Annotated in this window: 26 protein-coding genes; 6 read left to right on the top strand and 20 right to left on the bottom strand. The window is 62.6% G+C overall.

The genetic code is table 11. The annotated features are described in order from the left end of the window. Positions 1-127: 127 nt before the first annotated feature. Positions 128-835 carry a heparan-alpha-glucosaminide N-acetyltransferase gene (locus WDB91_RS10110; RefSeq protein WP_339112439.1) on the top strand — a complete coding sequence of 236 codons (708 nt, stop codon included), beginning with the start codon at positions 128-130 and terminating at the stop codon, positions 833-835. Here WDB91_RS10110 and WDB91_RS10105 read toward each other — a convergent pair. From WDB91_RS10105 to WDB91_RS10030, 16 genes are all read right to left on the bottom strand, one after another. Next, positions 832-1,143, bottom strand: a complete 312-nt coding sequence (locus tag WDB91_RS10105; protein WP_339112438.1) for a hypothetical protein — start codon at positions 1,141-1,143, stop codon at positions 832-834. The genes WDB91_RS10110 and WDB91_RS10105 overlap by 4 nt on opposite strands. Positions 1,144-1,290: 147 nt before the next feature. Then, positions 1,291-2,448 (bottom strand): YihY/virulence factor BrkB family protein, encoded by a 1,158-nt coding sequence (locus WDB91_RS10100; RefSeq protein WP_339112437.1) that lies wholly within the window; start codon positions 2,446-2,448, stop codon positions 1,291-1,293. A gap of 134 nt (positions 2,449-2,582) precedes the next feature. Then, positions 2,583-3,188: a 50S ribosomal protein L9 gene (gene rplI, locus WDB91_RS10095; protein ID WP_339112436.1), complete on the bottom strand. Its 606-nt coding sequence runs from the start codon at positions 3,186-3,188 to the stop codon at positions 2,583-2,585. A gap of 13 nt (positions 3,189-3,201) precedes the next feature. Next, positions 3,202-3,426: a 30S ribosomal protein S18 gene (rpsR, locus tag WDB91_RS10090; RefSeq protein WP_038073027.1), complete on the bottom strand. Its 225-nt coding sequence runs from the start codon at positions 3,424-3,426 to the stop codon at positions 3,202-3,204. A gap of 21 nt (positions 3,427-3,447) precedes the next feature. Beyond that, positions 3,448-3,801, bottom strand: coding sequence for a 30S ribosomal protein S6 (rpsF, locus tag WDB91_RS10085; protein ID WP_339112435.1), 354 nt, complete (start codon positions 3,799-3,801; stop codon positions 3,448-3,450). Positions 3,802-4,068: 267 nt separating this feature from the next. Beyond that, positions 4,069-5,064: an LLM class flavin-dependent oxidoreductase gene (locus WDB91_RS10080; RefSeq protein ID WP_339112434.1), complete on the bottom strand. Its 996-nt coding sequence runs from the start codon at positions 5,062-5,064 to the stop codon at positions 4,069-4,071. A 104-nt stretch (positions 5,065-5,168) separates the two neighbouring features. Continuing rightward, positions 5,169-6,497 carry a hypothetical protein gene (locus WDB91_RS10075; RefSeq protein ID WP_339112433.1) on the bottom strand — a complete coding sequence of 443 codons (1,329 nt, stop codon included), beginning with the start codon at positions 6,495-6,497 and terminating at the stop codon, positions 5,169-5,171. Positions 6,498-6,651: 154 nt separating this feature from the next. Continuing rightward, positions 6,652-7,569 (bottom strand): DMT family transporter, encoded by a 918-nt coding sequence (locus WDB91_RS10070; protein ID WP_339112432.1) that lies wholly within the window; start codon positions 7,567-7,569, stop codon positions 6,652-6,654. A 102-nt stretch (positions 7,570-7,671) separates the two neighbouring features. After that, positions 7,672-8,268 (bottom strand): GNAT family N-acetyltransferase, encoded by a 597-nt coding sequence (locus WDB91_RS10065; protein WP_339112431.1) that lies wholly within the window; start codon positions 8,266-8,268, stop codon positions 7,672-7,674. A gap of 1 nt (position 8,269) precedes the next feature. Continuing rightward, positions 8,270-9,112 (bottom strand): fumarylacetoacetate hydrolase family protein, encoded by an 843-nt coding sequence (locus WDB91_RS10060; protein ID WP_339112430.1) that lies wholly within the window; start codon positions 9,110-9,112, stop codon positions 8,270-8,272. A 128-nt stretch (positions 9,113-9,240) separates the two neighbouring features. Further along, the gene (locus WDB91_RS10055) at positions 9,241-9,774 is read right to left on the bottom strand and encodes an SMI1/KNR4 family protein (protein WP_339112429.1); all 534 of its coding nucleotides are present in this window, start codon (positions 9,772-9,774) and stop codon (positions 9,241-9,243) included. A gap of 97 nt (positions 9,775-9,871) precedes the next feature. Next, positions 9,872-10,564 (bottom strand): GntR family transcriptional regulator, encoded by a 693-nt coding sequence (locus WDB91_RS10050; RefSeq protein WP_339112428.1) that lies wholly within the window; start codon positions 10,562-10,564, stop codon positions 9,872-9,874. 138 nt (positions 10,565-10,702) lie between these two features. Further along, complete coding sequence (locus WDB91_RS10045) at positions 10,703-11,458, bottom strand: ATP-binding cassette domain-containing protein (protein ID WP_339112427.1); 756 nt, start codon at positions 11,456-11,458, stop codon at positions 10,703-10,705. Then, on the bottom strand, positions 11,455-12,462 hold the full coding sequence (locus tag WDB91_RS10040; protein WP_339112426.1) for an iron chelate uptake ABC transporter family permease subunit: 1,008 nt from the start codon (positions 12,460-12,462) through the stop codon (positions 11,455-11,457). The genes WDB91_RS10045 and WDB91_RS10040 overlap by 4 nt, the downstream gene beginning before the upstream one ends. After that, on the bottom strand, positions 12,455-13,426 hold the full coding sequence (locus tag WDB91_RS10035; RefSeq protein ID WP_339112425.1) for an iron chelate uptake ABC transporter family permease subunit: 972 nt from the start codon (positions 13,424-13,426) through the stop codon (positions 12,455-12,457). The genes WDB91_RS10040 and WDB91_RS10035 overlap by 8 nt, the downstream gene beginning before the upstream one ends. 16 nt (positions 13,427-13,442) lie before the next feature. Continuing rightward, complete coding sequence (locus WDB91_RS10030; protein WP_339112424.1) at positions 13,443-14,360, bottom strand: siderophore ABC transporter substrate-binding protein; 918 nt, start codon at positions 14,358-14,360, stop codon at positions 13,443-13,445. A 382-nt stretch (positions 14,361-14,742) separates the two neighbouring features. Between WDB91_RS10030 and WDB91_RS10025 the strand changes: the two genes are divergently transcribed. The 3 genes from WDB91_RS10025 to WDB91_RS10015 all read left to right on the top strand — a co-directional run bounded on the left by WDB91_RS10025 (position 14,743) and on the right by WDB91_RS10015 (position 20,105). Continuing rightward, complete coding sequence (locus WDB91_RS10025; RefSeq protein WP_339112423.1) at positions 14,743-15,975, top strand: efflux RND transporter periplasmic adaptor subunit; 1,233 nt, start codon at positions 14,743-14,745, stop codon at positions 15,973-15,975. Between the two features lie 6 nt (positions 15,976-15,981). Further along, positions 15,982-19,089: an efflux RND transporter permease subunit gene (locus WDB91_RS10020; RefSeq protein WP_339112422.1), complete on the top strand. Its 3,108-nt coding sequence runs from the start codon at positions 15,982-15,984 to the stop codon at positions 19,087-19,089. Between the two features lie 146 nt (positions 19,090-19,235). Continuing rightward, positions 19,236-20,105: a hypothetical protein gene (locus WDB91_RS10015; protein WP_339112421.1), complete on the top strand. Its 870-nt coding sequence runs from the start codon at positions 19,236-19,238 to the stop codon at positions 20,103-20,105. A 392-nt stretch (positions 20,106-20,497) separates the two neighbouring features. On the opposite strand, the gene WDB91_RS10010 is transcribed toward WDB91_RS10015, so the two are convergent. Beyond that, positions 20,498-21,397: a LysR family transcriptional regulator gene (locus WDB91_RS10010; RefSeq protein WP_339112420.1), complete on the bottom strand. Its 900-nt coding sequence runs from the start codon at positions 21,395-21,397 to the stop codon at positions 20,498-20,500. A 147-nt stretch (positions 21,398-21,544) separates the two neighbouring features. Here WDB91_RS10010 and WDB91_RS10005 point away from each other — a divergent pair, with 147 nt between their 5' ends. Both WDB91_RS10005 and WDB91_RS10000 read left to right on the top strand, forming a co-directional pair. Further along, positions 21,545-22,609, top strand: a complete 1,065-nt coding sequence (locus WDB91_RS10005) for a dipeptidase (protein WP_339112419.1) — start codon at positions 21,545-21,547, stop codon at positions 22,607-22,609. A gap of 72 nt (positions 22,610-22,681) precedes the next feature. Beyond that, positions 22,682-23,083: a DUF2177 family protein gene (locus tag WDB91_RS10000; RefSeq protein ID WP_339112418.1), complete on the top strand. Its 402-nt coding sequence runs from the start codon at positions 22,682-22,684 to the stop codon at positions 23,081-23,083. 47 nt (positions 23,084-23,130) lie between these two features. Here WDB91_RS10000 and ugpC read toward each other — a convergent pair whose 3' ends face one another. Genes ugpC through ugpA form a run of 3 tightly spaced genes read right to left on the bottom strand, consistent with a single transcriptional unit; the run spans position 23,131 to position 25,952 of the window. Next, positions 23,131-24,216: a sn-glycerol-3-phosphate ABC transporter ATP-binding protein UgpC gene (gene ugpC, locus WDB91_RS09995; RefSeq protein ID WP_339112417.1), complete on the bottom strand. Its 1,086-nt coding sequence runs from the start codon at positions 24,214-24,216 to the stop codon at positions 23,131-23,133. A gap of 1 nt (position 24,217) precedes the next feature. Then, the gene (ugpE, locus tag WDB91_RS09990; protein ID WP_339112416.1) at positions 24,218-25,066 is read right to left on the bottom strand and encodes a sn-glycerol-3-phosphate ABC transporter permease UgpE; all 849 of its coding nucleotides are present in this window, start codon (positions 25,064-25,066) and stop codon (positions 24,218-24,220) included. Position 25,067: 1 nt separating this feature from the next. Beyond that, positions 25,068-25,952 (bottom strand): sn-glycerol-3-phosphate ABC transporter permease UgpA, encoded by an 885-nt coding sequence (gene ugpA / locus WDB91_RS09985; protein WP_339112415.1) that lies wholly within the window; start codon positions 25,950-25,952, stop codon positions 25,068-25,070. Between the last annotated feature and the right edge of the window lie 19 nt (positions 25,953-25,971).

The raw sequence follows: 25,971 nt of genomic DNA, 5'->3' as shown, positions 1-25,971 counted from the left end.
GGCGGGTCGCAGGACCTGCCCGTTTTCTTTTGCCACCGCTCATGGCTCAGGCGGGATCGTGATCGGACGGCGCTTGACTTCGCCCCGTGAAAACCGATCTTGCCCCCTGAGCAATTGCAGAGGTCCCATGCCCAATTCTTCCCGCCTGATCTGGCCCGACCTGCTGCGCAGCCTGTCGCTTCTGGCGATGGCCAGCTTCCATTTCGGCTATGACCTCGAGGCCTTGGGCTTCAACCCGCCCCTGCCCCTGTGGTGGCCCGATTATGCCCGCGTGATTGCGGCAACCTTCCTGATACTGGTCGGGGTCAGCCTCTGGCTCGCCCATGGGCGCGGGCGCCGGTGGCGGGGCTTCTGGACACGCGAGGCAGCGATTGTGGCAGGCGCCATCGCGGTCACCGTGGTCACCTATATCGCGATGCCGGGCTTCTATGTCTATTTCGGTATCCTGCATTCCATCGCGGTCTGCTCGCTTCTGGCGATGGCCTGCCTCAGGCTGCCTGCGATAGTAACAATCCTGCTGGGGCTTCTCGCGCTGGCCATGCCCTATCTCTTTGCCATGCCGCAAATGAACGCCCCGTGGCTATGGTGGATCGGCCTTTCGACGCGCTGGGGGGCGGCGATGGATTTCGTGCCGGTCTTTCCGTGGCTGGGCTGGGTCCTCGTGGGGCTGGGTAGCGCAAAGCTCGCCGATGCGACAGGCGTGTTACGGCGTGACCTGCCCCATACTGGCGCCCTGCAGCGGATGACCTTTATCGGCCGTCACAGCCTCGCCTTCTACCTGATCCACCAGCCGGTGATCTATGGCAGCCTCGCGCTGATCGCGTGGATGCGTTAACGCGTCCAGATCCCGCCATCAACCCGCAGCGCCACCGGCTGTATCTCGGCGGGGCTTTGCACGGTCTCGCGCGGCAGAATGATCGGCGTGTCATGGAGGTTCGAGACCTGATGAAGCGCGGGGGCGGAAGTGTCGCGGCGGATCACCGACCAGAACGGCCGCTCCAGCGGGCGTGGCGAGGCGGTCAGGCGGCTATGGGCCGGCAGTACCCCCACCGCCGAGGCGGACTGGTCATGGATCATCACCAGGGCCAATGTCAGCGCCGCTGTCGGCAGCACGACCGAAGACAGGATGCGGGTGATCGCCATGAGCAAAGCCTCCGTTAGCGGCAGCAATCGGATCTGCCGCCGTCCAGAAGAAACTCTAATGAATAACTAAGGCGAGATTTGGCCGCAAAACCGCCAACAGCATGAAGTTACACGGGAATGGCGATGACCCTACGGAACTGGGCCGGATCAGGGGCGGGTCTCGGCGAGACTGTCGGCGGCCTGCGCCTGACGGTTGCCCAGATCGCGCGCGGGCCCGACGGTGCTGTCGCGCGCGGTCTGGCGCTCGGCCTCGGAATTCAGCTCGGCCCCCAGCATCACCGCAATCGTGGCGATCCAGATCCACATCATCAGCACGACAACGGCCCCGATCGAGCCATAGGTGGCCGAGTAATTGCCGAAATTCGAGGTATAGAACGAAAAGCCCCAGCTGGAGAGCAGAAGCAGGATCGAGCCCACAAGAGCGCCGGGCAGCACCCAGATAAAACGCGGCGATGTGCGGTTGGGCGCCATGCGATAGAGCATAGAGAGCGCCAGCACCAGCACCCCCGCCATGATCGGCCAGCGGATAACAAGCACCAAGAGCCCCCAGCCCGGAATATGCGGCAGGAAGGCCAGAACGGCGGGCAGAACGGCGGCGGCAAGGATCAGCACACAGACAAAGATGATCGCGCCGATCGTCATGCCGAGCCCAACGAGATTCATCCAGAGGAAATTGCGGCTCTCACGCTGGTTATAGGCGACATTGAGCGCCTCGATCAGCGCCTTCATTCCGCCATTGGCGGTCCAGAGCGCCAGCCCGATCCCGATCACCGAAGTCCAGCCAAGCGCCGTCTGGTCTGTGCCGATAAGGCCCTCGAGCTGAGAACGGATCAGCGAAAGCGCCTCGGGGGGGACGAAGCGTGCCACCTCGTCGAGCATCGAGAGGACCTCGTTGCGATCGGCGAAGAAGCCGAAGATCGATACCAGCGCGGTCAGCGCGGGGAAGAGCGCAAGGATCGAGTAGAAGGTCACGCCGGCGGCAACAGCCAGAACACGGTCCTCGGTAATCTGCGCCTTGGTGCGCATCAGAACGGCGCTCCATGCGCGCAGCCCCATCGAGAACGGCCCCGTGGCCTGTCGCCCTACGGCACGATCCTCGGGGTTGTCATAACGGGACGCGGGCTCGGGCGGGGCTTGCGCCACACGCCCCTCGAGCAGCGGGGCCTCGAGAAGCGGGGCGCGGTCTTGTGTTTCGGGCATAGGGGGGGCCTCCTTGGGGGGGCTGACCTTGGCAAGGACCTGCCGTAACGCAAGGGCGCCCACGAGGAGCTGCGCGAGGACACGTTTGGGGCGATGGTCAGTCATGAGGGTCTTGTTCCGTTATCCGAAGGCTCAACCCGATCAGGCGATGCGGGTTCCCTCTAACTGCTAACAACCTCCATATAAAGAAAAACCGCGCCCCGAGAGGCGCGGTTTTCCAGATGACACGAAGAAAGAGATTACTTCTCTTCTGCTTCTGCAGCAGGTGCTTCGTCTTCGTCGTCGCGGCCAGCAGCACCGAGATCGTCGAACAGGTTCGAGATTTCGAAATCTGCGGCGGCTTCTTCTTCCGCTGCCAGTTCCTGGATCGATTTGCCCGAGGCTTGCAGTTCTGCTTCTTCAGCCGAACGTGCAACGTTGATCGAGATCACTGCATGCACTTCGGGGTGCAGATGGACTTCAACCTCGTGCAGACCAAGAACCTTGATCGGCAGACGGATGATGACCTGCTTGCGGTCGACCGAGAAGCCTTCTTCGGTTGCAACGGTCGCGATGTCACGGGTGGTGACCGAACCGTAGAGGTTGCCGCCGTCCGAAGCCGAACGAATCACGACAAACTGCTGACCGTCGAGCTTGGCCGAAAGGGCTTCCGCCTCTTTCTTGGTCTCGAGGTTGCGGGCTTCCAGTTGGGCTTTCTGGGCTTCGAAGGACTTGATGTTCGCTTCGGAAGCGCGCAGCGCCTTGCCTTGCGGCAGGAGGTAGTTGCGGCCGTAGCCCGGCTTCACGGTGACAACGTCACCCATTTGGCCCAGCTTTGCGACGCGCTCGAGAAGGATAACTTCCATAGTGATGTTCTCCTTACTTCACAGCGTAGGGCAGCAGAGCGAGGAAGCGGGCGCGCTTGATGGCGCGGGCCAGTTCACGCTGCTTCTTTGCCGACACTGCGGTGATGCGTGCCGGAACGATTTTGCCGCGCTCAGAGATGTAGCGCTGCAGCAGACGGGTGTCTTTGTAGTCGATTTTCGGTGCGTTCTCGCCGGAGAACGGGCACACTTTACGACGACGGAAAAACGGTTTTGCCATGGTTTTCAGTCCCCTAATCTATCAACGACGCTCACGACGACCTTCACGGTCATCACGTTTTTGCATCTGAACCGACGGGCCTTCCTCGTGCTCGTCGACCTTGATGGTCAGCACGCGCATGACATCGTCATGCAGGCGGCACAGGCGTTCCATTTCCTGAACGGCAGCCGAGGGGGCATCCGTTTTCAGGAAGGCGTAGTGGCCTTTGCGGTTCTTGTTGATCTTGTAGGCCATGGTCTTCACGCCCCAATATTCGGATTCAACGACTTTGCCGCCGTTATCCGAAAGGACCGTGGAGAAATGTTCGACAAGGCCTTCGGCCTGCGCGTTGGACAGATCCTGACGCGCGATGAGGACATGCTCGTAAAGGGGCATGGCTTCTCCTGTTTCATAAGGCGGCTTCATAGGCAGGCGACACTATCCGCATCCTGCCACGAGAGGCTACGCCGGTTCAATTGAACTGCGGAAGTCCGCCTCCCTTAGCGGAGAGAGGGGGGGAAAGCAAGAGGTTTGGGCCGCGCAGGCCAGACCACGGGGGCGACCACGGGGGCGGCCCCGATGGGGAGCGCGGTCCTTGCGCGGCATCGAGCCCCGCTGCGGACCGGTCGGGGCGAGATGCCCCTCCGGTCTGCATGGGGACCGTCAGGCCGCGACCTTCGCGAGGTTCTGCATGGCCTGCGCACCGATCTCGAAGCTCCTGAGCCGCGCGGCATGGTCGTGGATCTGGCCGTTGAGGATCACCTCGTCGGGGCGGTAGCGCTCGATATACATCGCAAGCTGGCGTTCGACCGTCTCCGGGCGGCCCACCGCCGACATCGACAGCTGGTGGGAGGCCTGACGCAGTTCCGGCTCGCTGGCCACGGTGGAGAGATCGGCGACCGGCGCGGGCAACGGCCCCGCCTGCCCTCGGCGCAGGTTGACGAAACCCTGCATCATCGACGAACGCAGAAGCTGCGCCTCCTCGTCGGTATCGGCGGCAAAGAGGTTGAGCGCCAGCATGAAATGCGGCTTGGCCGTCATGCCGGGCTGGAAGCGGTCGCGGTAGATCTCGATCGCCTGTTCGAGCGCATCGGGCGCGAAATGGCTGGCAAAGGCATAGGGCAACCCCAGATGCGCGGCCAGTTGCGCCCCGTAGAGTGACGAGCCAAGGATCCAGACCGGAATATTGGACCCCGCCCCCGGCACGGCCCGCACCGGCTGGCCCTCCTGCATCGGCCCAAGGAAGCCGATCAGCTCGACCACATCCTCGGGGAAGCGGTCCACCGACATCCCGCGGCGCAGCGCCTGCATGGTGCGCTGGTCAGTGCCCGGCGCACGCCCGACACCCAGATCGATCCGGTCGCCATAGAGTGCATGGAGCGTGCCGAAGGCTTCGGCCACCATCAGCGGCGCGTGATTGGGCAGCATGATCCCCCCCGAGCCTACACGCAAAGTCTTGGTTTGCGCGGCCACATGGCCGATCACGAGGGCTGTCGCGGCAGAGGCGATGCCGGTTGAATTATGATGCTCGGCCAACCAGTAACGGGTATAGCCCAAGCGCTCGGCATGCGCGCCCAGCTCGCCCGAATGGCGCAGCGCGTCGGCGGCGGTCTGACCCTCTGCGATAGGCGAAAGATCGAGAACGGAATAAGGGACCATCAGTCATCTCCTGCTTTGGCCCATAATCTGTGCAGCCGACCCGCCCGCGAAAACCGTGCAAATCGCGCGGATCCCGCAGAATATGCGCGCAGATGCACAGTCACTCAGGGCGTCCAGCGGCAGGGCGCAGCCAGAACAGGCAGATGCCCGGCAAGCCCCGCCAGATCAAAACGCGCCTCCAGCGGGCCACCTGCGACATTGGCCGTGCGCAGGGTCAGCTGCTTTGCCGCCTGCAGGCTGCGCAGCAGATCGCCCGGAAAGCCCGGCGCATAGGTGGCGTCCTGCGTGGGCCAGAGCTCCCAGATCTGGCTTTCGGGACGGGCATCATCGATCTGCAGGATCACGTCACGTTCGGTCAGGAAACCGGCGCGTGCATCGCCGGAAAACCCCTTGGGCCAGACCGCGAACAGGGCCGTCTGGTTGCCCATGCAGCGCGCCACCAGCTTTGCCTGCTCGCCATTGCCCCCAAGTGTCTCGCTTGCCTCAAGCACCAGCGCGACCTGCGGCAGGTCACGCGCATCACGGGCCTCGATCACGCGCCATGCGCCTTTGGAGGCGGGCGTCTGCGCAACCGGTTCGGGCGCGGGGCCGCCATCCGGCCCCGGCGCGGCATCGGGCAACGTAGCGGTCGCGGCGCCCGGCCGCATGGCCAGCGCGGCAAGGCGCTCCTCGGAGGACGCAGCCTGCTTAGTGACAGCATCGGAGATGGCAGGTTCAGCGGCCGGCTCCGGTTCTCTTGCGGAAGAGAGTTTGGGACGATACGGGTCCAGCTCGGCCAGCAGCCCGTGCGATAGCTGCCCCGCCATCAGCGCAGGATCGGGGGCCGCACTGCCGATCTCCTCGACCATATCGGTCTCCACCATATTGGCCACCGGAGTGAGCCTATCCATAGTCGAGACCATCGCTATATCCACCGGATCAGGCTCGGCCCGAGCCGGATCGGGCGGCAGCGGCGTATTCAGCGTGACGCGCGCGCAAAGCCCCTCACCGCGCGCCATGGCCAACCGCGGGCGCGCCTCGAACACGAAGCCGCTCAGCGCGGTGCTCCCCTTGTCGCGGCGTAGCGCCAGAAACGCCGCAGGGCCATCGGCACAGCGCCCGAAGCCCGCTGGAAGATCGCCCTCGACCGCGTAAAGCGCCGTAGGTTGCAAGGGCCCGTCAGGCCCGGACAGCACCCCGACCCGTGCCAGACCGGTCTGCACTCCGCCCGCAAGGATCGCCCGCTCGGATAGCTGGATGGGCTCGCCCTGCCCCTCAAAGGTCACAGACAGGATGCGCCCGTCCAACGGACCGGGGATCCGCAGCATGGCCTCTTGCGCCCCCCCGGACCGGGGAACCCCCGACACAGCGATGGCCATGCACAGAAACACGGAGAGGCGATGCCATACCGAGAACCGGCGGCGATCGGGGGCGTTGAACGCAACGAAGGGCATCTTGGGCTCCTGCGACAGACGGGCAAGACCAGCGGCACTCTTTAAGGTTGATTTAAGCATAAGCCCAACACGCAGGATCAGGCAAGCGCTCCGCATGGCGCGGGCGGGTATGCAGCCCTTGGCCTGTGGCACAAAGGCCGCGCGCGCCAGCGGCTCAGCCGCGGGCCGCCCTTCCCGCACGGGCGGCCAGAATGATCCCACCGAGGATCAGCACGAAGCCTGCCAGATGGTAGGGATGCAGATGTTCGCCCAGAAACAACGAAGACAGGATCACCCCGTAAAGCGGGATGAGATGGATCGATTGCGAGGCCCGCCCGGAGCCTGCAAGCCGCACCGCCTGCATATAGAGAAGGAAGGCGCCGAGCGATGGCACGATCCCGACAAAGGCCACCGCCCATGCGGCCTGCGGCACCATCACCGGCAGATGGCCCTGCGCCAGATCCCAGACCCAGAACGGCGTGAGAATGGCAAGGCCGATCACGATCTGCACTGCCAGAAGCCCGATGCGGCTGATCTCGGCGGGAATGCGGGTCAGCCAGAGCGTATAGAGGGCCCATGCGACCATTGCTCCGAAGATCATCAGATCGCCCTTGTTGAAGGCGAGGTCTGCGAGCCGCGCGATTTCTCCGCCAAGGATCACGATGGATACCCCGAGCAGCGACAGGATCAGCCCGACCCCCTGCCACAGCCGCAACCGCTGACCGAAGGCCAGCGCGCCGATCAGCATCACCAGCACGGGGATCGTCGAATTGAGCAGCATCCCGTTGGTGGCCTGCGTATAATGCAACCCCCAATAGATCAGCGTGTTGAAGGCCACGACCGAGGTCGCGCTGGTGCCAAGCACCAGCCACGGATGTCGCAGATAGCCCGCATAGTCGCGCTTGACATGATGCCATGCAAACGGCGCCAGCACCACCAGCGCAATCAGCCAGCGACCATAGACAAGCGATAGGGGCGGCACCAGATCGCGCGCCGCCCGTGCTACGATGAAATTGCCCGCCCAGAAGAGCGGCGGCAAAGCCAGCACCGCGATCAACTGCCATCTCTGGATCTGTCTTGGCTCCGCGCTCATGCTGTCTCCCCCCGAATGCCCTCATGCACGCGCAAAGAAACAGTAAACTCCTCCGGGAGCAAGAGGCGGAGCAAGAGGCGGGGGCAAGCCCGCGTCCTGCCCTCAGCCGCCAGCAGCCGTCAGCGCCTCCAGATCGCGCCAGCCATAGGCGCGGTCCTGAAGCGTGGCCTCGGGGCGTAGCTCGATGCGGGTATCGCAGATCTCCGCCCCCATCGCCGCGTAAAAGGCGCAGGCAGGCGCATTGGCCTCGAGCACCCAGAGCGCTGCCGCGCCAAATCCCGCAGCCTGCAACCGCGTGCCCGCATGCCCCAGCAGCGCCCTGCCCAGCCCGCGCCCCTGGGCGTTGCGCTGCACATAAAGCGCCTCGATCTCGCCATCATAGCCCTTCAGCGCCAGATCGGCGTCGCGCTGCGGACCATAGGAGACAAACCCCAGAAGATCGCCGCCCGCCCGCGCCAACACTACGCCAGTCCCCGAGCGCCCTGCCTTATGGGTGATCGCGTTATGCCACTGGGTCATCCGCTGGCGCAGATCGAGCTGGTCGAGCATGGCTTGCGGCAAAAGGCCGGTATAGGTGTCGCGCCATGCCTGCACATGCAGCTGCGCCAGCTCCTCCACATCCTCGAGACCCGCATCGCAGAACCGGACCGCCAGCTCCTTGCGCGAAGGCGGGCGCATCGACCCGCCGCTCTGCGCCATCCTAGAGCGCCACCACCTCGTGTCGCTGTGTCCCGAGCCCGTCGATCCCCAGCTCCACGATATCGCCCGCCTTCAGATAGCGCGGCGGCTTCATCCCCGCGCCCACACCCGGAGGGGTGCCGGTCAGGATCACATCGCCCGGCTCCAGAGTGACGAACTGGCTCAGGTAATCCACAAGGAAGGCGACCTTGTGGATCATGGTGGAGGTATTGCCCTTCTGGCGGCTCTCGCCATTCACTCGCAGATACATGTCCAGATCCTGCGGATCGGCAACCTCGTCACGGGTCACCAGCCAGGGCCCGAGCGGGCAGAATGTATCATGGCTCTTGCCCTTCACGAACTGGCCTGCCCGATCCTTCTGCCATTCGCGCTCGGAATAGTCATTGGCCAGAACATAGCCCGCAATATGATCAGGCCCCGTGCCCGCAGGGATCGCCTTGGCCCGCGTGCCGATGACAAAGCCCAGCTCGACCTCCCAATCGAGATGGGTGGACGAGGCAGGCAGCTCTGTCGGATCATCGGGCCCGCAGATGGATGTGATGGCTTTGGAAAACAGCATCGGCTCCTTTGGTGGCACGGCACCGGTCTCGGCGGCATGGTCGGCATAGTTGAGCCCGATGGCCAGCACCTTGCGGATGCCTGCAACCGGCACACCCAGACGCGGGGCTCCCTCGACAACTGGCAGCGCCTCGACATCAAGATCGGCCAGCTTGGCCAGCGCCTCGGCACCGAGCTGATCGGGCGTCAGATCCTTGATCACCCCCGACAGGTCACGGATCAGCCCGCCCTCATCCAGAAGACCCGGCTTCTCTTGTCCCTCAGCACCAAAACGCAGAAATTTCATAGTCTCTTCCCCAATCACCAGTCGGTTCCGCAAAGGCCCCGCTCAATCGCGCTCACGAAAGCGGTTAGCGGGCGGAATGACAAGGGGCTGGCCCCGCGCAAAACGTGCATCCTTGCGCATATTTCCGCCTAGCGTGCGGATAAACAGAGAGATCCCGCCGGCACTTCATGCAGATGCGCCAGCGCGGGGCAGTGGCTTCCGGCCCATGCCCCGAGCCAGCCGCGCAGATCCTCGGCCAATGGCGTAATCGCGGATTGCGGCGGCTGCGAGCGGTCCCAGCCCTCGGGCGACCACAGATGCAGGCTCTCGTCGAAACAATCCACGCAGATATAGCTGCCCTGCCCGTCCTCGCAGATGGGCAGGAGCCCGACGGGCCAGTCACGCGCGGGATTGCCATCATCGGGATCGGCGTAAAGCTGATGCAACCGGTCGGCGGTGTAGCCCGCCCGATCGGTGGCGCCGCCGCCCAGCCCCATCAGACCGCGCATCGGCCCGAACCCGCCATTCGAGATGGCGCGGTAGAGCTTGAGAAGCAGCATTGGCGGCACGACACCGATCCGCGCCTCAGCCTCGGCCAGCTGCGCCTCGCCCAGAATTCCGATCTCCGCCCGACCCAAACCTGCCTTCTCGGCAAGCGTCATGATAAACTCGTCATCCGTCATGGCATCCCCTCCGGTTGCCAACGCATCCCACAAAAACATCCTGCCATAGATTTCGGGATTGCCCTACGTCTTTTCACATAGCACTTGCACTAGGATTTCATTCGGCCGCCTGTGCGAAAAGCGCCAGCATCATGCGCTCCGCCTCCTGCAGATGCTCGGTCAGCGCCTGCGCAGCGCCTTCGGGATCGGCGGCGATCACCTGCGTCAGGATCTGTTCATGCGAGGCCGCGATCCGGCGCGGCCCGTCCTGCTCGCGCCCCGTCTGGTTGATGCACAGCTTCACCTCCGCGGCGATCTGGTCGAACACATCCGCCAGCCGCGGATTGCCCGACAGCACGCAGATCAGACGGTGGAAGCCCAGATCGGCATCCACATAGGAGGTGCGCGTCACCCCTGTCCCCGACAGCCCGTAAAGCAGATCGAGCTGCGCCCGCAGCTGATCGGCCAACTCGGGCTCCTCGCGGGCCACCAGCCTGCGGATCGCGGCCGTCTCGATGACCACGCGCAGATCGTAAAGCGCCTCGATCTCTGCCGGGTCCATCTGCCGCACCACGAAGCCGCGATTGGCGCGATAGGCCACAAGACGCGAGCGCTCGAGGAGACGCAGCGCCTCGCGCACCGGTGCGCGCGAGAGTTGCATCCGCCGCGCAATGGCCGACTCCGCCAGCCTCTCACCCGGCTTCAGCGTGCCCGACAGGATAGAGGCGCTCAGTTCGCGGGCGATCTTCTCGACCAGATGATCCCCCTCCGTCGTATCGGACGGCGTGATCTCGGGGTTGGGCTGCGTCATTATGGCTAACTCTTCGGGAGGGCGGCCCCGTCGCGGGCCGTTCCCCAACCCTAGGTCAAAGCGGGGCACTGCCAAGACGCATTGCACAGGTTTCACCAAAGCTTGTCGGCTCTGCCACAATAACAGGCGGAAAATCCCTCAGATGTGATGCAGAACCAGCGGCCGGTCGGCATAGCGCAGCACCTGCACATCGGTCTCGTAGAGACCCGCCAGCGTCTGCGGCGTGATAACTTCGTCAGCATCGCCTTCGGCCACGATACGGCCATTCTTCATAGCGATCAGATGATCGGCCCACGCAGCGGCATGGTTGAGATCATGCAGCACGATCACCACCGAGCGCCCCGCATCGCGCAGATCCGACAGCCGCTTCATCAACGCGCGCGAATGCGCCATATCCAGATTGTTCAGTGGCTCGTCGAGAAGCATCCACGGCGTATCCTGCGCGAAAGTCATGGCCAGATGCGCGCGCTGCGCCTGCCCGCCGGACAGCTCGTCCAGGAAGCGGTCCGCCAGTGTCAGAAGATCGAACTGGCGCAGGGCCTTCTCGCAGATCTCGATATCTTTCGGCCCCGGACGGCCATGGCAATGCGGCCAGCGCCCGAAGGCCACCAGCTCGCGCACCCGCAGGCGTGAAGCCACGGCCAGATTCTGGCTCATGAAAGACATCTCGCGCGCAAGCGTGCCAGAGCGGGTCTGGGCCAGATCGAGGTCATTGATCTGCACACGGCCCGACTGTAGCGGCTCGATCCGGCCCAAAAGTTTGAGAAGGCTCGATTTCCCCGCACCATTGGGGCCGATCAGCGCCGTCACCTGCCCGGCGGGAATGGTGCAGTTTATATCGCTCAGGATCGCGTTTCCGTCGATCTGGTAGGAGAGGTTTTCCACACGGATCATCGGATTTTGCCTTTCAGCAGAAGATAGAGGAAGAAGATGCCCCCCACAAACTCGACCACGACCGAGAGCGTGGCCTGCGAGCCGATCACCCGCTCGAACAGGGTCTGGCCGACCACGAGAATGGTCATCGCGACCAGCATCGAGACAGGGATCAGATAGCGGTGTTTCGCTCCACCGGCTTTGCGTTGGGCGATGGCATGGGTAAGCCCCGCGACGATCAGGCCGAAGAAGGCCACAGGCCCTACCAGCGCCGTCGAAACAGAGACGAGCACGGCAATCAGCACGAGCGCCCCGATCACCACCCGCCCGTGACCCAGCCCTAGCGCGATCGCGCGATCGCGCCCGAGACCCAGCACATCAAGCCGCGGCCCCAGCCACCACGCGATCGCGCAGGCCAGCGCCGTGATCAACGCCGCAAGCGTCAGCACATCGGTCTGCGCGCGGGAGAAATTGGCGAAGGTGACCGATTGGACGGTCGCGTAGGCATTGGGGTCCAGAAGCCGGCCCACCAGCCCCGCGCCCGCGCGGAACAACGTGCCGAGGATCACGCCCGTCAGGATCATCCGCGCGATATCACGCGCGCCCTGCCGCAGCAGCGTGCCGAAAAGCAGCAGCGCCAGCACGGTCATGATGACCGTCTCGGCCACAAATTTGGGCGTCGCCCCGATGGTTGCGAAACCGGTGACGCCCAACCCTGCGACAAGCAGAACCTGTATCAGCGCATAGAGGCTGTCAAAGCCCATGATCGCCGGTGTCAGGATGCGGTTGGCGGAGACGGTCTGGAAGAGGATAGTCGAGACGGCCACCGCGGCACCAACCGCAAGGAGCGCACCCATTTTCTTAAGACGCAACATCAGGATAAACTGATAGTTTCCTGATAATCCTTGGAAAAGCCAGATCGCCATTGCAGCAACCAGCAACAGGGACAGCCACAGGATGGGGCTCTTGAGCCAGGCATGTCGTCCGGCTGATCTGGTGGGTGCGGGCATGGTCAGATCAGACATTGGCGCTCTCCGGCAGAGGTTTGCGCTTCTTCGGACGCTGCGGCTTCCACAGCAGCCAGAGGAAGATCAGCGCACCGGTCACACCAAGAATGGTGCCCGCAGGGATCTCGTAAGGCGCAATGATCAACCGGCCGATAATGTCACAGGCGAGCACCAGACCAGCGCCGCCCAAAGCAACCATCGGCAAGGATTTCCGCAGGTTATCACCCAGTATTCGCGCAGCGATGTTAGGCACTACCAACCCAACAAAGGGGATCATACCGACCGAGACCACCACCATCGCGGTCACCACCGCTACCACCACCAGCCCAAGGCGCATCACTGCGCGCGGGCTGAGGCCCAGAGCCGTGGCAGCCTCCGGTCCGAGGCCAAGGATGGCAAAGCGGTCGGCTGCGAAAAACGCCACGACCGCGGCGAGACCGGCAATCCACAACAGCTCGTAACGGCCTGCAATCACGCCAGAAAACTCTCCCGTCATCAACCAGGTGGCGATATATTGCATCATGTCGGTTTCCCAGCCGATCCAGGTGACCGCCGCGCCGATGACCCCCGACAGGACGATGCCCGCAAGCGGCACCAGAAGCACCTCGCGTGGCGGAAGTTTGCGGATCATCTTCACAAAGATCCAGGTGCCGATGAGTGCGGCCAGGGCCGCCGCCAGCATCTTGGCCCAGATCGGGCTGTCGGGCCAGAAAATCGACATCAGCAAGAGCCCCAGCGCCGCGCTCTCGGCGGTGCCTGCCGTGCCCGGCTCCACAAAGCGGTTGCGAACGATCTGCTGCATAACGACACCGGCCACGGCCAGAGCCGAGCCGGTGAGAAGCGCGGCCAATGTGCGCGGGATGCGCGAGACGGTGAGCACCAGCATGCCGGACGGATCGCCCAGATCCATCGTGGCCGCACCGATACAGAGCGAGATCCCCGAAAGGATCACGATCACCAGAACCCCACTCGTCAGAACCATCCCGCGCGCCATGAGATCAGCCTTCTTGGGCCTCGAAGGCCTTGCCGACCTCGGTCAGCATTTCCATCATCGCCTGATAGCCACCACCAGCGATATAGGCATCGGCGGAGTTGAGATAGACGATATGGCCATTCTTGGCAGCATTGGTCTGCGCAACCAGCGGGTTATCCAGCGTGTCGGAGGCTTTCTGCTCGTCGGCGCCAATGGCCTGACCACGGTCAACCACGAAGATCCAGTCCGGATTGGTTTCGGCAATGAACTCGAAGCTGATCGCATCCCCATGCGGCGCGACCGAGAGATCCTTGGCGGCGGGTGCCATGCCCACGGCGTTGTGGATCCAGCCAAACCGCGAGCCCGGACCGAAGGCCGAGATTTTCGGACCATTGGTCATCACGACGAGTGCATCGCCCTTGCCCTTGGCCTCGTCCTGCACCTCGGCAAGCTTTGCGACCAGCGCATCATCGAGTTCCTTGGCCTTGTCTTCCTTGTCGAAGATCTTGCCATAGGCTTCCAGACGCGCACGGGCTTCGGCCACGATATCGGTGCCGATGGTCATGTCGATGACCGGACCCAGCTGGGCCACATTGTCATATTGGGTTGCCGAACGACCGCCGATGATCGTCAGATCGGGTGCCAGCCCTGCCAATGCCTCGAGATCGGGCTCGAAAAGCGTCCCCACGGGGGTGGCGCTTTCCAGCCCCGACAGACGCGAGAGATAGAGCTTGTCGGGGCGGCCCGCGGGTTTGACGCCAAGCGCATCAAGCGTATCCATCGCTGCCATATCGAACACGGCCACGGTCTTGGGCGCTTCGGGCACGCTGGCCTCGCCACGCGCGGTTTGCACGGTCACATCGGCGGCAAAGGCCTGCGCCAGAGGCGCCACCGCCAGCGGCAAGGCAAGCCCCAGCGCGGTAAGTGTCTTCGAAATCTGCATATCAGCCTCCTGATTCATCGGTCGCACCATGGCTCGCGCTCTGTCTTACGGAGAAATCCGCCGAGTCCCGAAGCGCCGGTGGCTAGGTTTCGCCTCTCAATTAAGCGAGCTTAGCATGCAGGTAAAGGATGATTGCCGATAAAAACGGTCAGCTAATTGTATTTTCCATCCCAGCCGGCGGTTATTATGAATATTCACGCTATTGTGCGCCAATCCGCAGGAACCTGTGTCAGTTTTACCCATGTAAACCGTACAGTTTAATATTGTAGGCTATCCGCAATGCCCTAGCTCATGCTGCGACGCCCTCCCATCGTCCAGCCAAACCGGCACGAGTTGGGGCCAATGACAAAAATCGCAGTTCGCGAAACGAAAGACAGGACCAGTGTCGAAAAACATTATTTTCCTCTCCCGCCCCATTACGGTTCCGATGACCGCTCTGGGTCTCGTGCTGGGGCTCGCAGTCAGTGCCCCCCTCACAGTTTTCACCTCCTCTCCCGCCAGCGCGCAACAAGCACAGCAAGGCCCGAAACAGGTTGGCGTCATTACCGTTGCGGAAAGTGACGTTCCCTATATCGTTACGCTGCCCGGCCGTGCAGTGGCCTATCAGCAGGCCGATATCCGTCCGCGCGTCGAAGGCATGATCACCGCAATCCCGTATAAACGCGGCGCGCTGGTGAAAAAGGGCACCGTGTTGTTCGAGATCGAACCCGACACCTACGAGGCGGAACTCGCGGCGGCGCAGGCGGCAGTCGATTCGGCGCAGGCCGCCGAGCAGACCGCACAATCGACCTTCAACCGCTATGACAAGATCCGCAGCGTTGGCGTGACCCAGACCGAACTGGAAGATGCACGCTCCTCGCTGGCATCGGCAAAAGCGGATGTGAAATCGGCGCAGGCCAGCCTGCAGACCGCGCAACTCAATCTGGACCGCACCCATGTGGAAAGCCCGATCGACGGTGTGGTCGAAGTGCCCGAGACCTCGGTGGGCTCGCTCGTGACAGCCAACCAGACGGATGCGCTGACCACGGTTACGCGGCTCGATCCGATCTATGTCGATGTCTCCGAAAGCTCTGCCCAGATGCAGCGCACCAAGGATATGATCGCGGCTGGAACGCTAAAGACCAGCGATGACGTAAAGGCACAGGTGACGCTGGAAACCGGTGATGTCTATCCGCGGGATGGCAAACTGGTGGCGCCCTCCGCGGTCGTGTCGGATACGACCGGCACCGTGGATTACCGCGTCCAGTTCGATAATCCCGATGCGAAAATGCTTCCCGGCCAGTTCCTGCGTGTGACGATGACACTTGGCACGACCAAGGCGATCCTGATCCCGCAAAACGCCACTACCCGCAAGAGCGACGGCACGCTGACCGCCTTCATCGCCTCGGACGAGAACAAGGCCGAGCAGGTCACCCTGAGCACAAACGGCTCGTATAACAATCAATGGATCGTCACCAGCGGCCTGAAAGATGGCGACAAGCTGATCGTCGACGGGTTGATGAACCTGCAAAATGAAGCCGAGATCGAGACAGTGCCGGTTACCATCAATGACGAAGGCGTCGTCGAGGATGCCCAGACCGACGGTTCGGATGCGTCCGGCAAGGCCAGCGAGTAAGGGCTGATGGTCAATTTCTTTATCCACCGCCCGATTTTCGCTTGGGTTATCGCGATCACGATCATGCTGGCAGGCACGCTTGGCCTGACCTCGCTGCCCGTGGCGCAATATCCCGAAATCGCGCCGACAACGGTGCGGATCTCTGCCACCTATACAGGTGCTACCGCAGAGACCGTGCAGAACTCGGTGACCTCCACGCTTGAAGATGCGCTCACCGGCCTCGATGGCCTTCTTTACATGGTGTCGAAAAGCTCGGAAGGAAAGGTCAGCATCACCCTGACCTATGACGAGTCCATCGACCCGATCGACGCCCAGAACGATGTGCAGAACAAGATCTCCCAGGTCGAAAGCCAGCTACCGGATTCGGTGGTGCAGCAGGGTGTGAGCGTTTCGCGCTCCTCCAGTTCGATCCTGCTGGTGGCAGCACTCGTATCGGAAGACAACCGCTACACCCAGATCCAGCTGGGCGACATGGTCGCCAACCAGATCGAGGATCCGGTGCAACGGGTGCAGGGTGTGGGCTCGATCAATTCCTTCGGCTCGGGCTACGCAATGCGCGTCTGGCTCGATCCGCTGAAACTGCGCCAGTATGATCTGACTGCGACAGATGTGACCGATGCGATCACCGCGCAGAACACCAACGTCTCGGTCGGCTCGCTGGGCTCGCAGCCCACGACGGCGGGGCAGACCTTCACCGCCACCATCACCGCGCAGAGCCAGCTGACCTCGGTCGAGGATTTCGAGAATATCCTTCTCAAGACCGATGCCGATGGCGGCACAGTCTTCCTGGGCGATGTGGCGCGGGTCGTGCTGGGTCAGGAAGATTACGGCACCCAGTCGCGCTTCAACGGCCAGAACGCCTCGGGCTTCGGGGTGAACCTCTCGACCGGTGCGAATGCGGTGGATACCGCGGCAGCCGTGCGGGCCAAGATCGACGAGATCGCCAAGAGCCTTCCGGCAGGTGTCGAGGTGAAATACGCCTATGATACCTCGCCCTTCGTGGAAGCCTCGATCGGCAAGGTGGAGCACACGCTCTTCGAGGCCATCGGCCTCGTGCTGATCGTGATCCTCGTCTTCTTGCAGAAATGGCGCGCGACGCTGATCCCGATCATCGCCGTGCCCGTGGTTCTGCTCGGGGCCTTCGGGATCCTGTCGGTCTTCGGCTATTCGATCAACACGCTGACGATGTTCGCCATGGTTCTGGCCATCGGCCTCCTGGTCGATGACGCCATCGTGGTGGTGGAAAACGTCGAGCGGGTGATGGAGGAAGACGACCTCACGCCACTGCAGGCGACGATCCGCTCGATGGGCCAGATCGTGGGCGCGTTGATCGGGATCGCGCTGGTCCTGTCGGCGGTGTTCCTGCCGATGGCCTTCTTCGGGGGCTCGACCGGTGTGATCTATCGCCAGTTCTCGGTGACGATCATCTCGGCCATGGTCCTGTCGGCGGTGGTGGCCATCATCATCACGCCCGCGCTTTGTGCGACGATGCTCAAACATAGCGACGGCAAGCAGCCCCCCGCGCCCGCACGCTGGTTCAACCGCAATTTCGACCGGCTGAACGACTTCTATATCGGCACCGTCACGAAACTGCTGAAAGCGCCGATCATCGCGCTGGTCATTCTGGCAGCCTCGGTGGGCGGCGTTGTCGTGCTCTACAAGAACCTTCCCAGCTCGTTCCTGCCAACGGAGGACCAGGGCGCTGTCATGGTGATGATCACATTGCAGGAAGGCGCCACACAGGCGCAGACCAAGGATGTGATGACCAAGGTGGAGGACTACCTGCTCAATGACGAGAAGGACTATGTGACCTCGACCTTCGGGGTGCTGGGCTTCTCCTTCACGGGGACCGGCCAGAACAACGCACTGCTCTTTGCCAAGCTGAAGGACTTCGACGACCGGACCGATGCGCAGGCTGCGGCTTCGGCAGTGGTCGGGCGGGCGATGGCCAAGTTCGGATCGAGCCGCAAAGGTCAAATCTACTTCCTGCTTCCGCCCGCAATTCAGGGTCTGGGCAATTCGACCGGCTTCTCGATGTATCTCGTGGATCAGGGCAATCAGGGCATCGAGAAACTGCGCGCTGCAGCCAACAAACTCGTGGCCACGGCAAATCAGGACAAGATGCTCTCTGCAGTCCGCGTGAACAATAACGAGGAGGAGGCCGCGCTGAAGATCAATGTCGACCAGCAGAAGGCGGAAAGCTTCGGGCTGACCATTTCCGAGGTCAATTCGATGCTCTCGACCATTTTCGCCTCGAGCAATGTCAACGACTACAATCAGGACGGCAACCTCAACCCCGTGATCGTTCAGGGGGATGCTCCCTACCGGATGCAGCCCGAGGATATCGGCAAGTGGTATGCGCGCAATACCGATGGCGACATGGTGCCCTTCTCGGCCTTCATGACGACCGGATGGCAGAGCGTCTCGCCCTCGCTGTCGCGGATCGGTGGCACACAGGCCATCGAGGTGCAGGGCAGCGCGGGGGATGGCTACTCCTCGGGTGATGCGATGAACGAGATGGAGAAACTGGTGGCCGATATGGATGGTGGCTATTCCGCCTCCTGGACCGGCATGTCCTATCAGGAACGCCAGTCGGGCAATCAGGCACCGATGCTCTATGCGATCTCGGTTCTGGTGGTCTTCCTGTTCCTCGCGGCGCTCTATGAAAGCTGGTCGATCCCGATCTCCGTCATGCTGGTGGTGCCGATCGGGGTGCTGGGCGCGCTTGCGGCAGCCAAGCTCTTCGGCCAGTCGAATGACGTCTACTTCAAGGTGGGCCTGCTGACGACGGTCGGTCTGGCCGCGAAGAACGCGATCCTGATCGTGGAATTCGCCAAGGATCTCGAGGCCGAGGGCAAGAAACTCTACGAGGCCACGATCGAGGCCGCCCGGATGCGTCTGCGCCCGATCCTGATGACTTCCATCGCCTTCATGCTCGGGGTTCTGCCTCTGGCACGCGCCTCGGGCGCGGGGGCTGCGGCACAGAATGCCATCGGTATCGGTGTTCTGGGCGGTATGGTGGCGGCCACCTTCATCGGGATTTTCCTCGTCCCGAGCTTCTATGTCCTGATCCGCAAGATCTCCGACAAGAGCGTGCGGGGCGAGAAGCTCTGAAATCCTGAAAACCGACTGCGAAGGCCCCGGAGCGATCCGGGGCCTTTTTCATACGCTCGCCTCCGGCGCGAGTCTTCGTGCGCATAAACGATTTCTGAAGATATCGCTGGCAGAAACACAGGGACACCCAGAACCCGGGATTGCCTATGTGCCAGTATGGCTTTTTCTTGCGCGCCCTGCCGCTCGCCCTCGCCAGCCTCGCGACCGCGCCGGTCGCGGCGCAGCCTGTGTCGCTGCTGGCCGCGCAGGGAGGCACTGTCGAGCGTTCGCAGGCCCTCATCCCGTCTTTGCAAGGCCAGTCGGCCGCCACTCCGCTGGTCGAGCTGGCAAGCCTTCCCACCAAGGAGCAGGCGGCGGCTGTCGCTGCGGAGGCGGGGCCGCTCCTGCCTGGTAGCCTCTTTGCCGGCACCGGAGGCTCGAGCTTCTTTGCCCCCATGCCGCGCCGTGTGCGTGCCAACCGCACCGCCGAGAACCCTGACAGCCTGATGGACCCGATGGAGCCGATCGCCCGTCTTGCGCCCTTCATGCGGCAGGGCTCGGATGAGGCCCAATGGATCCGTCACCTGATCGCGCAAGCAGAAGCTGGCCCTGCGGGGTATGACGCGGTCAATTACGGTGCCAAGCGCCGCCCCGCACGCGCGCCGAGCCAGATGACGCTGGGCCAGATCTACCAATGGATCGACGCGACCCCCGGCCAGCCCCATGCCATCGGGCGCTACCAGTTCATCCCGACCACGCTCAGGCGGCTTGCCAATATGCTGGAGCTGGACACCAGCACCCGGTTCAGCCCCGATATCCAGGACCGTCTGGCAGACCTGCTCCTCGAGGAAGCGGGGCTGAGCAGACTGATGGCGGGCACGCTCTCGCGTCAGAGCTTCATGAACAATCTCGCCAAGATCTGGGCCGGCCTGCCGACCTCGACCGGGCAATCGCATTACCATGGATATGCGGGCAACAAGGCCACTATGACATGGGCGAAATTCGACCGCGAGATGGCGCGGATCTTCCCGGGTTAGGTCCTGCCGGACGTGGCCTTGCCGGACAGGCGTATAAACTGAAAAAGGCGCCCATCGGGCGCCACTCTGCGTGTCTGAAAAAAGTGGACCGTATCGCGCCGCGCCTGTCCTCCCCGATCAGGGGCACGATACGGTCCTTATTTGATCTGACTTGCAGATCCACAGCAATCACACCGAGGGTCCTCCAACCCGACACCAGCTCCCCTCCCCGAGAGCCGATATGCAACCGGCATCATTGTCGTTCCTCCCACTCGATCCGGACCCAAGCACGACAGGTTCGAACCGTGTAAGGCAGTTGAAGCATGTGGCGCATCCGACGTCCAGCGGGTTATTCAAGTTTCTTGATTTACCTAGGGTCAATCAAATCCGGATTCCGCCCTCGGGACGCGGCGTCACAACACGAAACGGGCCCGCGATGCGCGGGTCGCGTTCTGTAAATATTCCGAGACAAGCCGGACCCGCGCGAGGTCTTCGGTGGACTGGTGCGACAGGATCCACATCGTGCGCTTGAGCACATGGCGCGGCGCGAGGATCGGCACGAGATCGGGATCGTCATGGATAACATAGGCGGGCAGCACACCGATCCCCGCGCCCTCCCGGATAGCCTCACGCTGCGCGAGGATCGAGTTCGAACCGAAGAGCACGGGATTGGTGATCCCCAGCTCGACCTGATAGCGCATCGCATCCGTGGGCAGCAGCTCGTCGACATAGCCCACATAGTTATGGGCCTTAAGGTCATCGATCGTCTTGGGCGTTCCATGCTTTGCCAGATAGTCCCGCGAGGCGTAGAACCCCAGATGGTATTCCGTCATCCGCCGTGCCAGAAGCCGCCCTGATGTCGGCAAAGCCATTGAAAACGTTAGGTGCGCCTCTTGCCGAGACAGCCGGAACGTGCGCGAGCGGACCAAAAGCTCGATCCGGATATCGGGATACTCCTCTTGGAATTGCGTGAGCACGGGCGCCACGAAGTGGATCCCCAGACCGTCGGGCGCGCCCACCCTGACGGTGCCCGAGGCGCGTCCCGCCTCGCCCCCGATCTCCTCGCGGGCCCGCCCTGTCGCGCGCTCGATCTCGAGCGCCATCGGCAGGATACGTTCGCCCGCGGGCGTGACCTCGTAGCCATCGGGAGATTTGGTGAAAAGCTGCGCGCCAATGGATTTCTCCAGCTGGCGCACACGCCGTGCGATTGTGGTCTGGTCGATCCCGAGCGCCTGCGCGGCCGCGACCATGCGTTTTGATCTGTGAAGTGCAAGAAAGAACTTCAGATCGTTCCAGTCGAATTCATGCTGCATTTGTGCAATGTAGCTCTGCAGAAATATGAATGTCAATTCGACGCAATCGGCTCTTTTACACATCCGGCAAAGGGTGTTCACTGCGACTCATTAGCGCAGGTGCGGCCTTCCGGGCAGCCCGCGCCCAGAAATCCGATGGAGAGTTTCGTGTCCAGTTTGCCCCAGATCCCCGTTTTCGACGGCCATAACGACTTCCTGCTGCGGCTTTTGAAAGATCCTGCCCGCCGCGAGGCGATCTGGAGCGGTGCGGATGGTCGCGGACAGATCGACCTACCGCGCGCCAAGGCAGGAAATTTTGCAGGCGGCTTTTTTGCCATCTACACCCCCTCGCCGATGTCGGGCGATCTGGCGCAGATGTTTGCCGCGATGGATAACCCGCCCTATTGCCTCGATCTGCCACCAATGATGCCGATGACCGAAGCGGTGGATGTAGCATTGGCCGAGACCGGCCATCTGATGTGGCTCGAACGCAAGGGTGATCTGCAAATTTGCAGGACATCCGCCCAGATCCGGGCCGCGATGGCCGCCGGAAAGATCGCGGCGATTCTGCATATGGAGGGCGCGGAGGCGATCAGCCCCGATCTGGATTCGCTCCATGTCTGGCACGCGGCGGGGCTGCGCTCGCTCGGACCGGTCTGGTCGCGGCCCACCGTCTTTGGCCACGGGGTGCCCTTTGCCTATCCCTCCTCCCCCGATACCGGCGACGGGCTGACCATGGCGGGCAAGGACCTGATCCGCGAATGCAATGCGCTGAAAATCATGATCGATCTGAGCCATCTCAACGAGAAGGGCTTCGACGATGTGGCCCGCCTGAGCGACGCACCTCTGGTGGCCACCCATTCCAATGCGCATGTGGTCACGCCATCGGCGCGCAATCTGACCGATCGCCAACTGACGCAGATCCGCGAGACCGGCGGGATGGTCGGCCTCAATTATGCCACGCAATTCCTGCGCCCCGACGGGATGCGCGACGATTGCGGCTGGGACGAGATGATGCGCCATCTCGACCACCTTCTGTCGATCCTCGGCGAGGATCATATCGGGCTCGGCTCGGATTTCGACGGGGCCGACATTCCGTCCTGTCTTGGCGATGTCTCGGGCCTGCCCAAATTGCTGCAGGCAATGCTCGATCACGGCTTTGGCGAGGATCTGGTAAAGAAGATCGCCCATGAGAACTGGCTGGGGTTGCTGGAACGGACCTGGGGCGCATGATTTCCGCAACACGCTGAAACTTCCGCGCCACGGGCGGCGTTGCTCTTGCAACAGTTCCAAAAGGAGAGCCCCATGCTCCAGATCCTCTCGGCCTATATCGCCTCCACAATCATTTTTCTCGGTCTCGATATGGTCGGGCTGAAATTCATCGTGAAACCGGTCTTCGACCGCCATATCTCGGACCTCTATGCCGATCCGTTCCGCATGGGGCCTGCGGCGGTCTTCTATCTGGCCTATGTGGCGGGCGCGGTATTTCTGGTCAGCCTGCCCGCGCTTCGTGCCGATGCGCCGGTGCAGGCGCTGATCAACGGCGCGGTGTTGGGAGCGTTGGCCTATGGCACCTACGAGTTTACCTCGCTCGCGGTGATGCGCGACTGGTCGTGGGAGCAGGTCATCACCGATACGCTCTGGGGCACGGTGCTGACCGGTGTCTCGCTGTGGCTCGGTGTGCTGGTGGCGCGTCTCTTCGACTGACGGAAAGGCGCGCGCCTTTCCGCTGCATTTATGCAATCGCGTATTGCTCAAATGCCCATCAACTGCGGGGTCTGTGTCGCGGGATGCGCACCCTGCCCGATACGCCGCCCCGTGATCGGATCGAAAAGATGGAGGCCGGCGGGGTCGACCGCAAGCTGCATGTTCGGCTCGATCTCCGTCTCGGGCGGCACCTGCGCGGCAAAGGGCTGGCCACCCAGCGTGCCATGCACAAGGCGGCTATTGCCCAGATCCTCGACATAAGCGGTGCGGAACGCCCCCGCGCCTGCCCACAGGGTGACCGTCTCGGGCCTGAGCCCCGCCACGACCTCGCCGCGCCCCGGCACATCCGCAGCAATGGCCAGATCATCGACCATCAGCACATTGTTCTCGATCCGCGCATCGATCAGGTTCATCCCCGGCGAGCCGATGAAGCCCGCAACAAACACGGTCTGCGGAGTGCGATACAACTCGAGCGGCGTGCCCACCTGTTCGATCTGCCCGCCATTGAGCACGACCAGCTTATCGGCCAGTGTCATCGCCTCCATCTGGTCATGGGTGACATAGACCGAGGTGGTGCCAAGGCGCTTTTGCAGCTGCTTGATCTCGCCGCGCATCGATACGCGCAGTTTCGCATCGAGGTTGGAGAGCGGCTCGTCGAACAGGAAGACCGAAGGCTCGCGCACGATGGCGCGCCCCATCGCCACCCGCTGGCGCTGCCCGCCCGACAGCGCGCGCGGTTTGCGGTCGAGGAACGGCCCGATCTGCAGAATACGGGCGACCTCCTCGACACGCGCGGCGATCTCGGGCTTGGGCATGCGGCGGTTTTTCAGCCCGTAAGACAGGTTCTCGCGCACCGACATATGCGGATAGAGCGCGTAGTTCTGGAACACCATCGCGATGTCGCGATCCATCGGCTCGAGTTCGTTCACGACCCGCTCGCCAATGGCGATCTCGCCGCCCGTCACCGTTTCAAGCCCCGCGATCATCCGCAACAGCGTGGATTTCCCGCAGCCCGATGGCCCGACCAGCACGCAGAACTCGCCATCCTCGATGGTCAGATCGACGCTCTTCACCGTGGGGGCCGTAGCGCCTGCATAGGTCTTGACGACTTCCGATAGGGTAATTGCGGCCATGTTATTTCTCCGTCTCGACAAGCCCTTTGACAAAGAGCTTCTGCATTGCGATCACCACGATCACGGGGGGCAGCATGGCCAGCACGACAGTCGCCATGACCTCGTTCCAGCGCGGGATATCATCGACGACCGAAGCCATCCGTTTGATCCCCATGACAATGGTGTAATAGCGCTCGTCGGTGGTGACGATCAGCGGCCAGAGATACTGGTTCCAGCCATAGATGAACAAAATCACCGAAAGCGCCGCGATATTGGTGCGCGACAGCGGCAGCGCATGATCCCAGAAGAATTTCAGCGGCCCCGCCCCGTCGATCCGCGCGGCCTCGGTCAGCTCGTCGGGCAGTGTCAGGAACACCTGCCGGAAAAGGAAGGTCGCCGTGGCCGAGGCGATGAGCGGGATGGACAGCCCCGCATAAGAGTTGAGGAGCCCCAGATTGGCCACCACCTCGAAGGTCGGCACGATCCGCACCTCGACAGGCAGCATCAGCGTGATGAAGATCATCCAGAAGGCCAGCTGCCGGCCCGGAAAGCGGAAATAGCAGATGGCAAAGGCCGAGGTGATCGAGATCGCGATCTTGCCGATGGTGATGGTCAGCGCCATCACGAGGCTGTTGAACAGCATATGCCCCAGCGGCGGTGTGCCCGAGGTCGAGACCCCCTGACCCAGCATGGTGAGATAGGATCTGATCCCCTCGGAGCCGAACCACAAGGGCACGGTGCCCGACACGAAACTCGAGGTCGGATGGGTGGAGGCCACAAGCGCGAGCCACACGGGCAGCGCCACGGCGGCCACACCGAGGATCAGGATGACATGCGACAGGATTGTCAGAAGCGGTCTGTTCTCGACCATCTCAATACTCCACCTTACGTTCGATATAGCGGAACTGGATCACGGTCAGGGCAATAACAATGCCCATCAGCACCACCGATTGCGCCGCCGACGCCCCCATGTTGAGCCCCACGAACCCGTCCTGATAGACCTTGTAGACAAGGATATTGGTGGCTTGCGCCGGTCCGCCCGCGGTGGCCGCATCGATCACGGCAAAGGTGTCGAACATCGTGTAGGTGATGTTGATCACCAGCAGGAAGAAGGTCGTGGGCGACAGAAGCGGGAAGACCACGCTCCAGAAGCGCTTCACGGGGCCTGCGCCATCAATGGCCGCCGCCTCGCGCAATGAGGCTGGAATGGCCTGCAACCCCGCCACGAAGAACAGGAAATTATAGCTGATCTGTTTCCAGCTCGCCGCCAGCACCACAAGGATCATCGCATCACTTGCATGGGTCGACTGGTTCCAATCATAGCCCAACTGGCGCAGTGCATAGGACATAATGCCAATGGTCGGGTTGAACATGAACCACCACAAAACCCCTGCCACCGCAGGTGCCACCGCATAGGGCCAGACCAGAAGCGTGGTATAGGCACGGTTGGCGCGGATCACGCGGTCCACACAGGCGGCAAACAACAGCCCCGCCCCCATCGACACGCCCGCCACCAGCACCGAGAACACCGCCGTGACCTTGAAAGAGTTCAGATAGCTCGGATCCTCAAACAGCGCGATATAGTTTTCGAGCCCCACGAATTGCGTGGAAAACCCGAACGCATCCTGCCGCAGGAAGCTCTGCCACATGGCCTGCCCCGCAGGCCAGAGGAAGAAGATCACGGTGATCACCAGCTGCGGGGCAAGGAGCAGATAGGGCAGCCCTTTTGAGCGGAAGATCGTCTTTTTGGTCTGCATCGTCAGATCCTGTCAAACG

It is taken from the genome of Thioclava sp. GXIMD2076, assembly GCF_037949795.1.
GTDB lineage: Bacteria > Pseudomonadota > Alphaproteobacteria > Rhodobacterales > Rhodobacteraceae > Thioclava > Thioclava kandeliae.
Note: the sequence above shows the minus strand (reverse complement) of the source record. Positions and strands in the feature narration are given on the sequence as shown.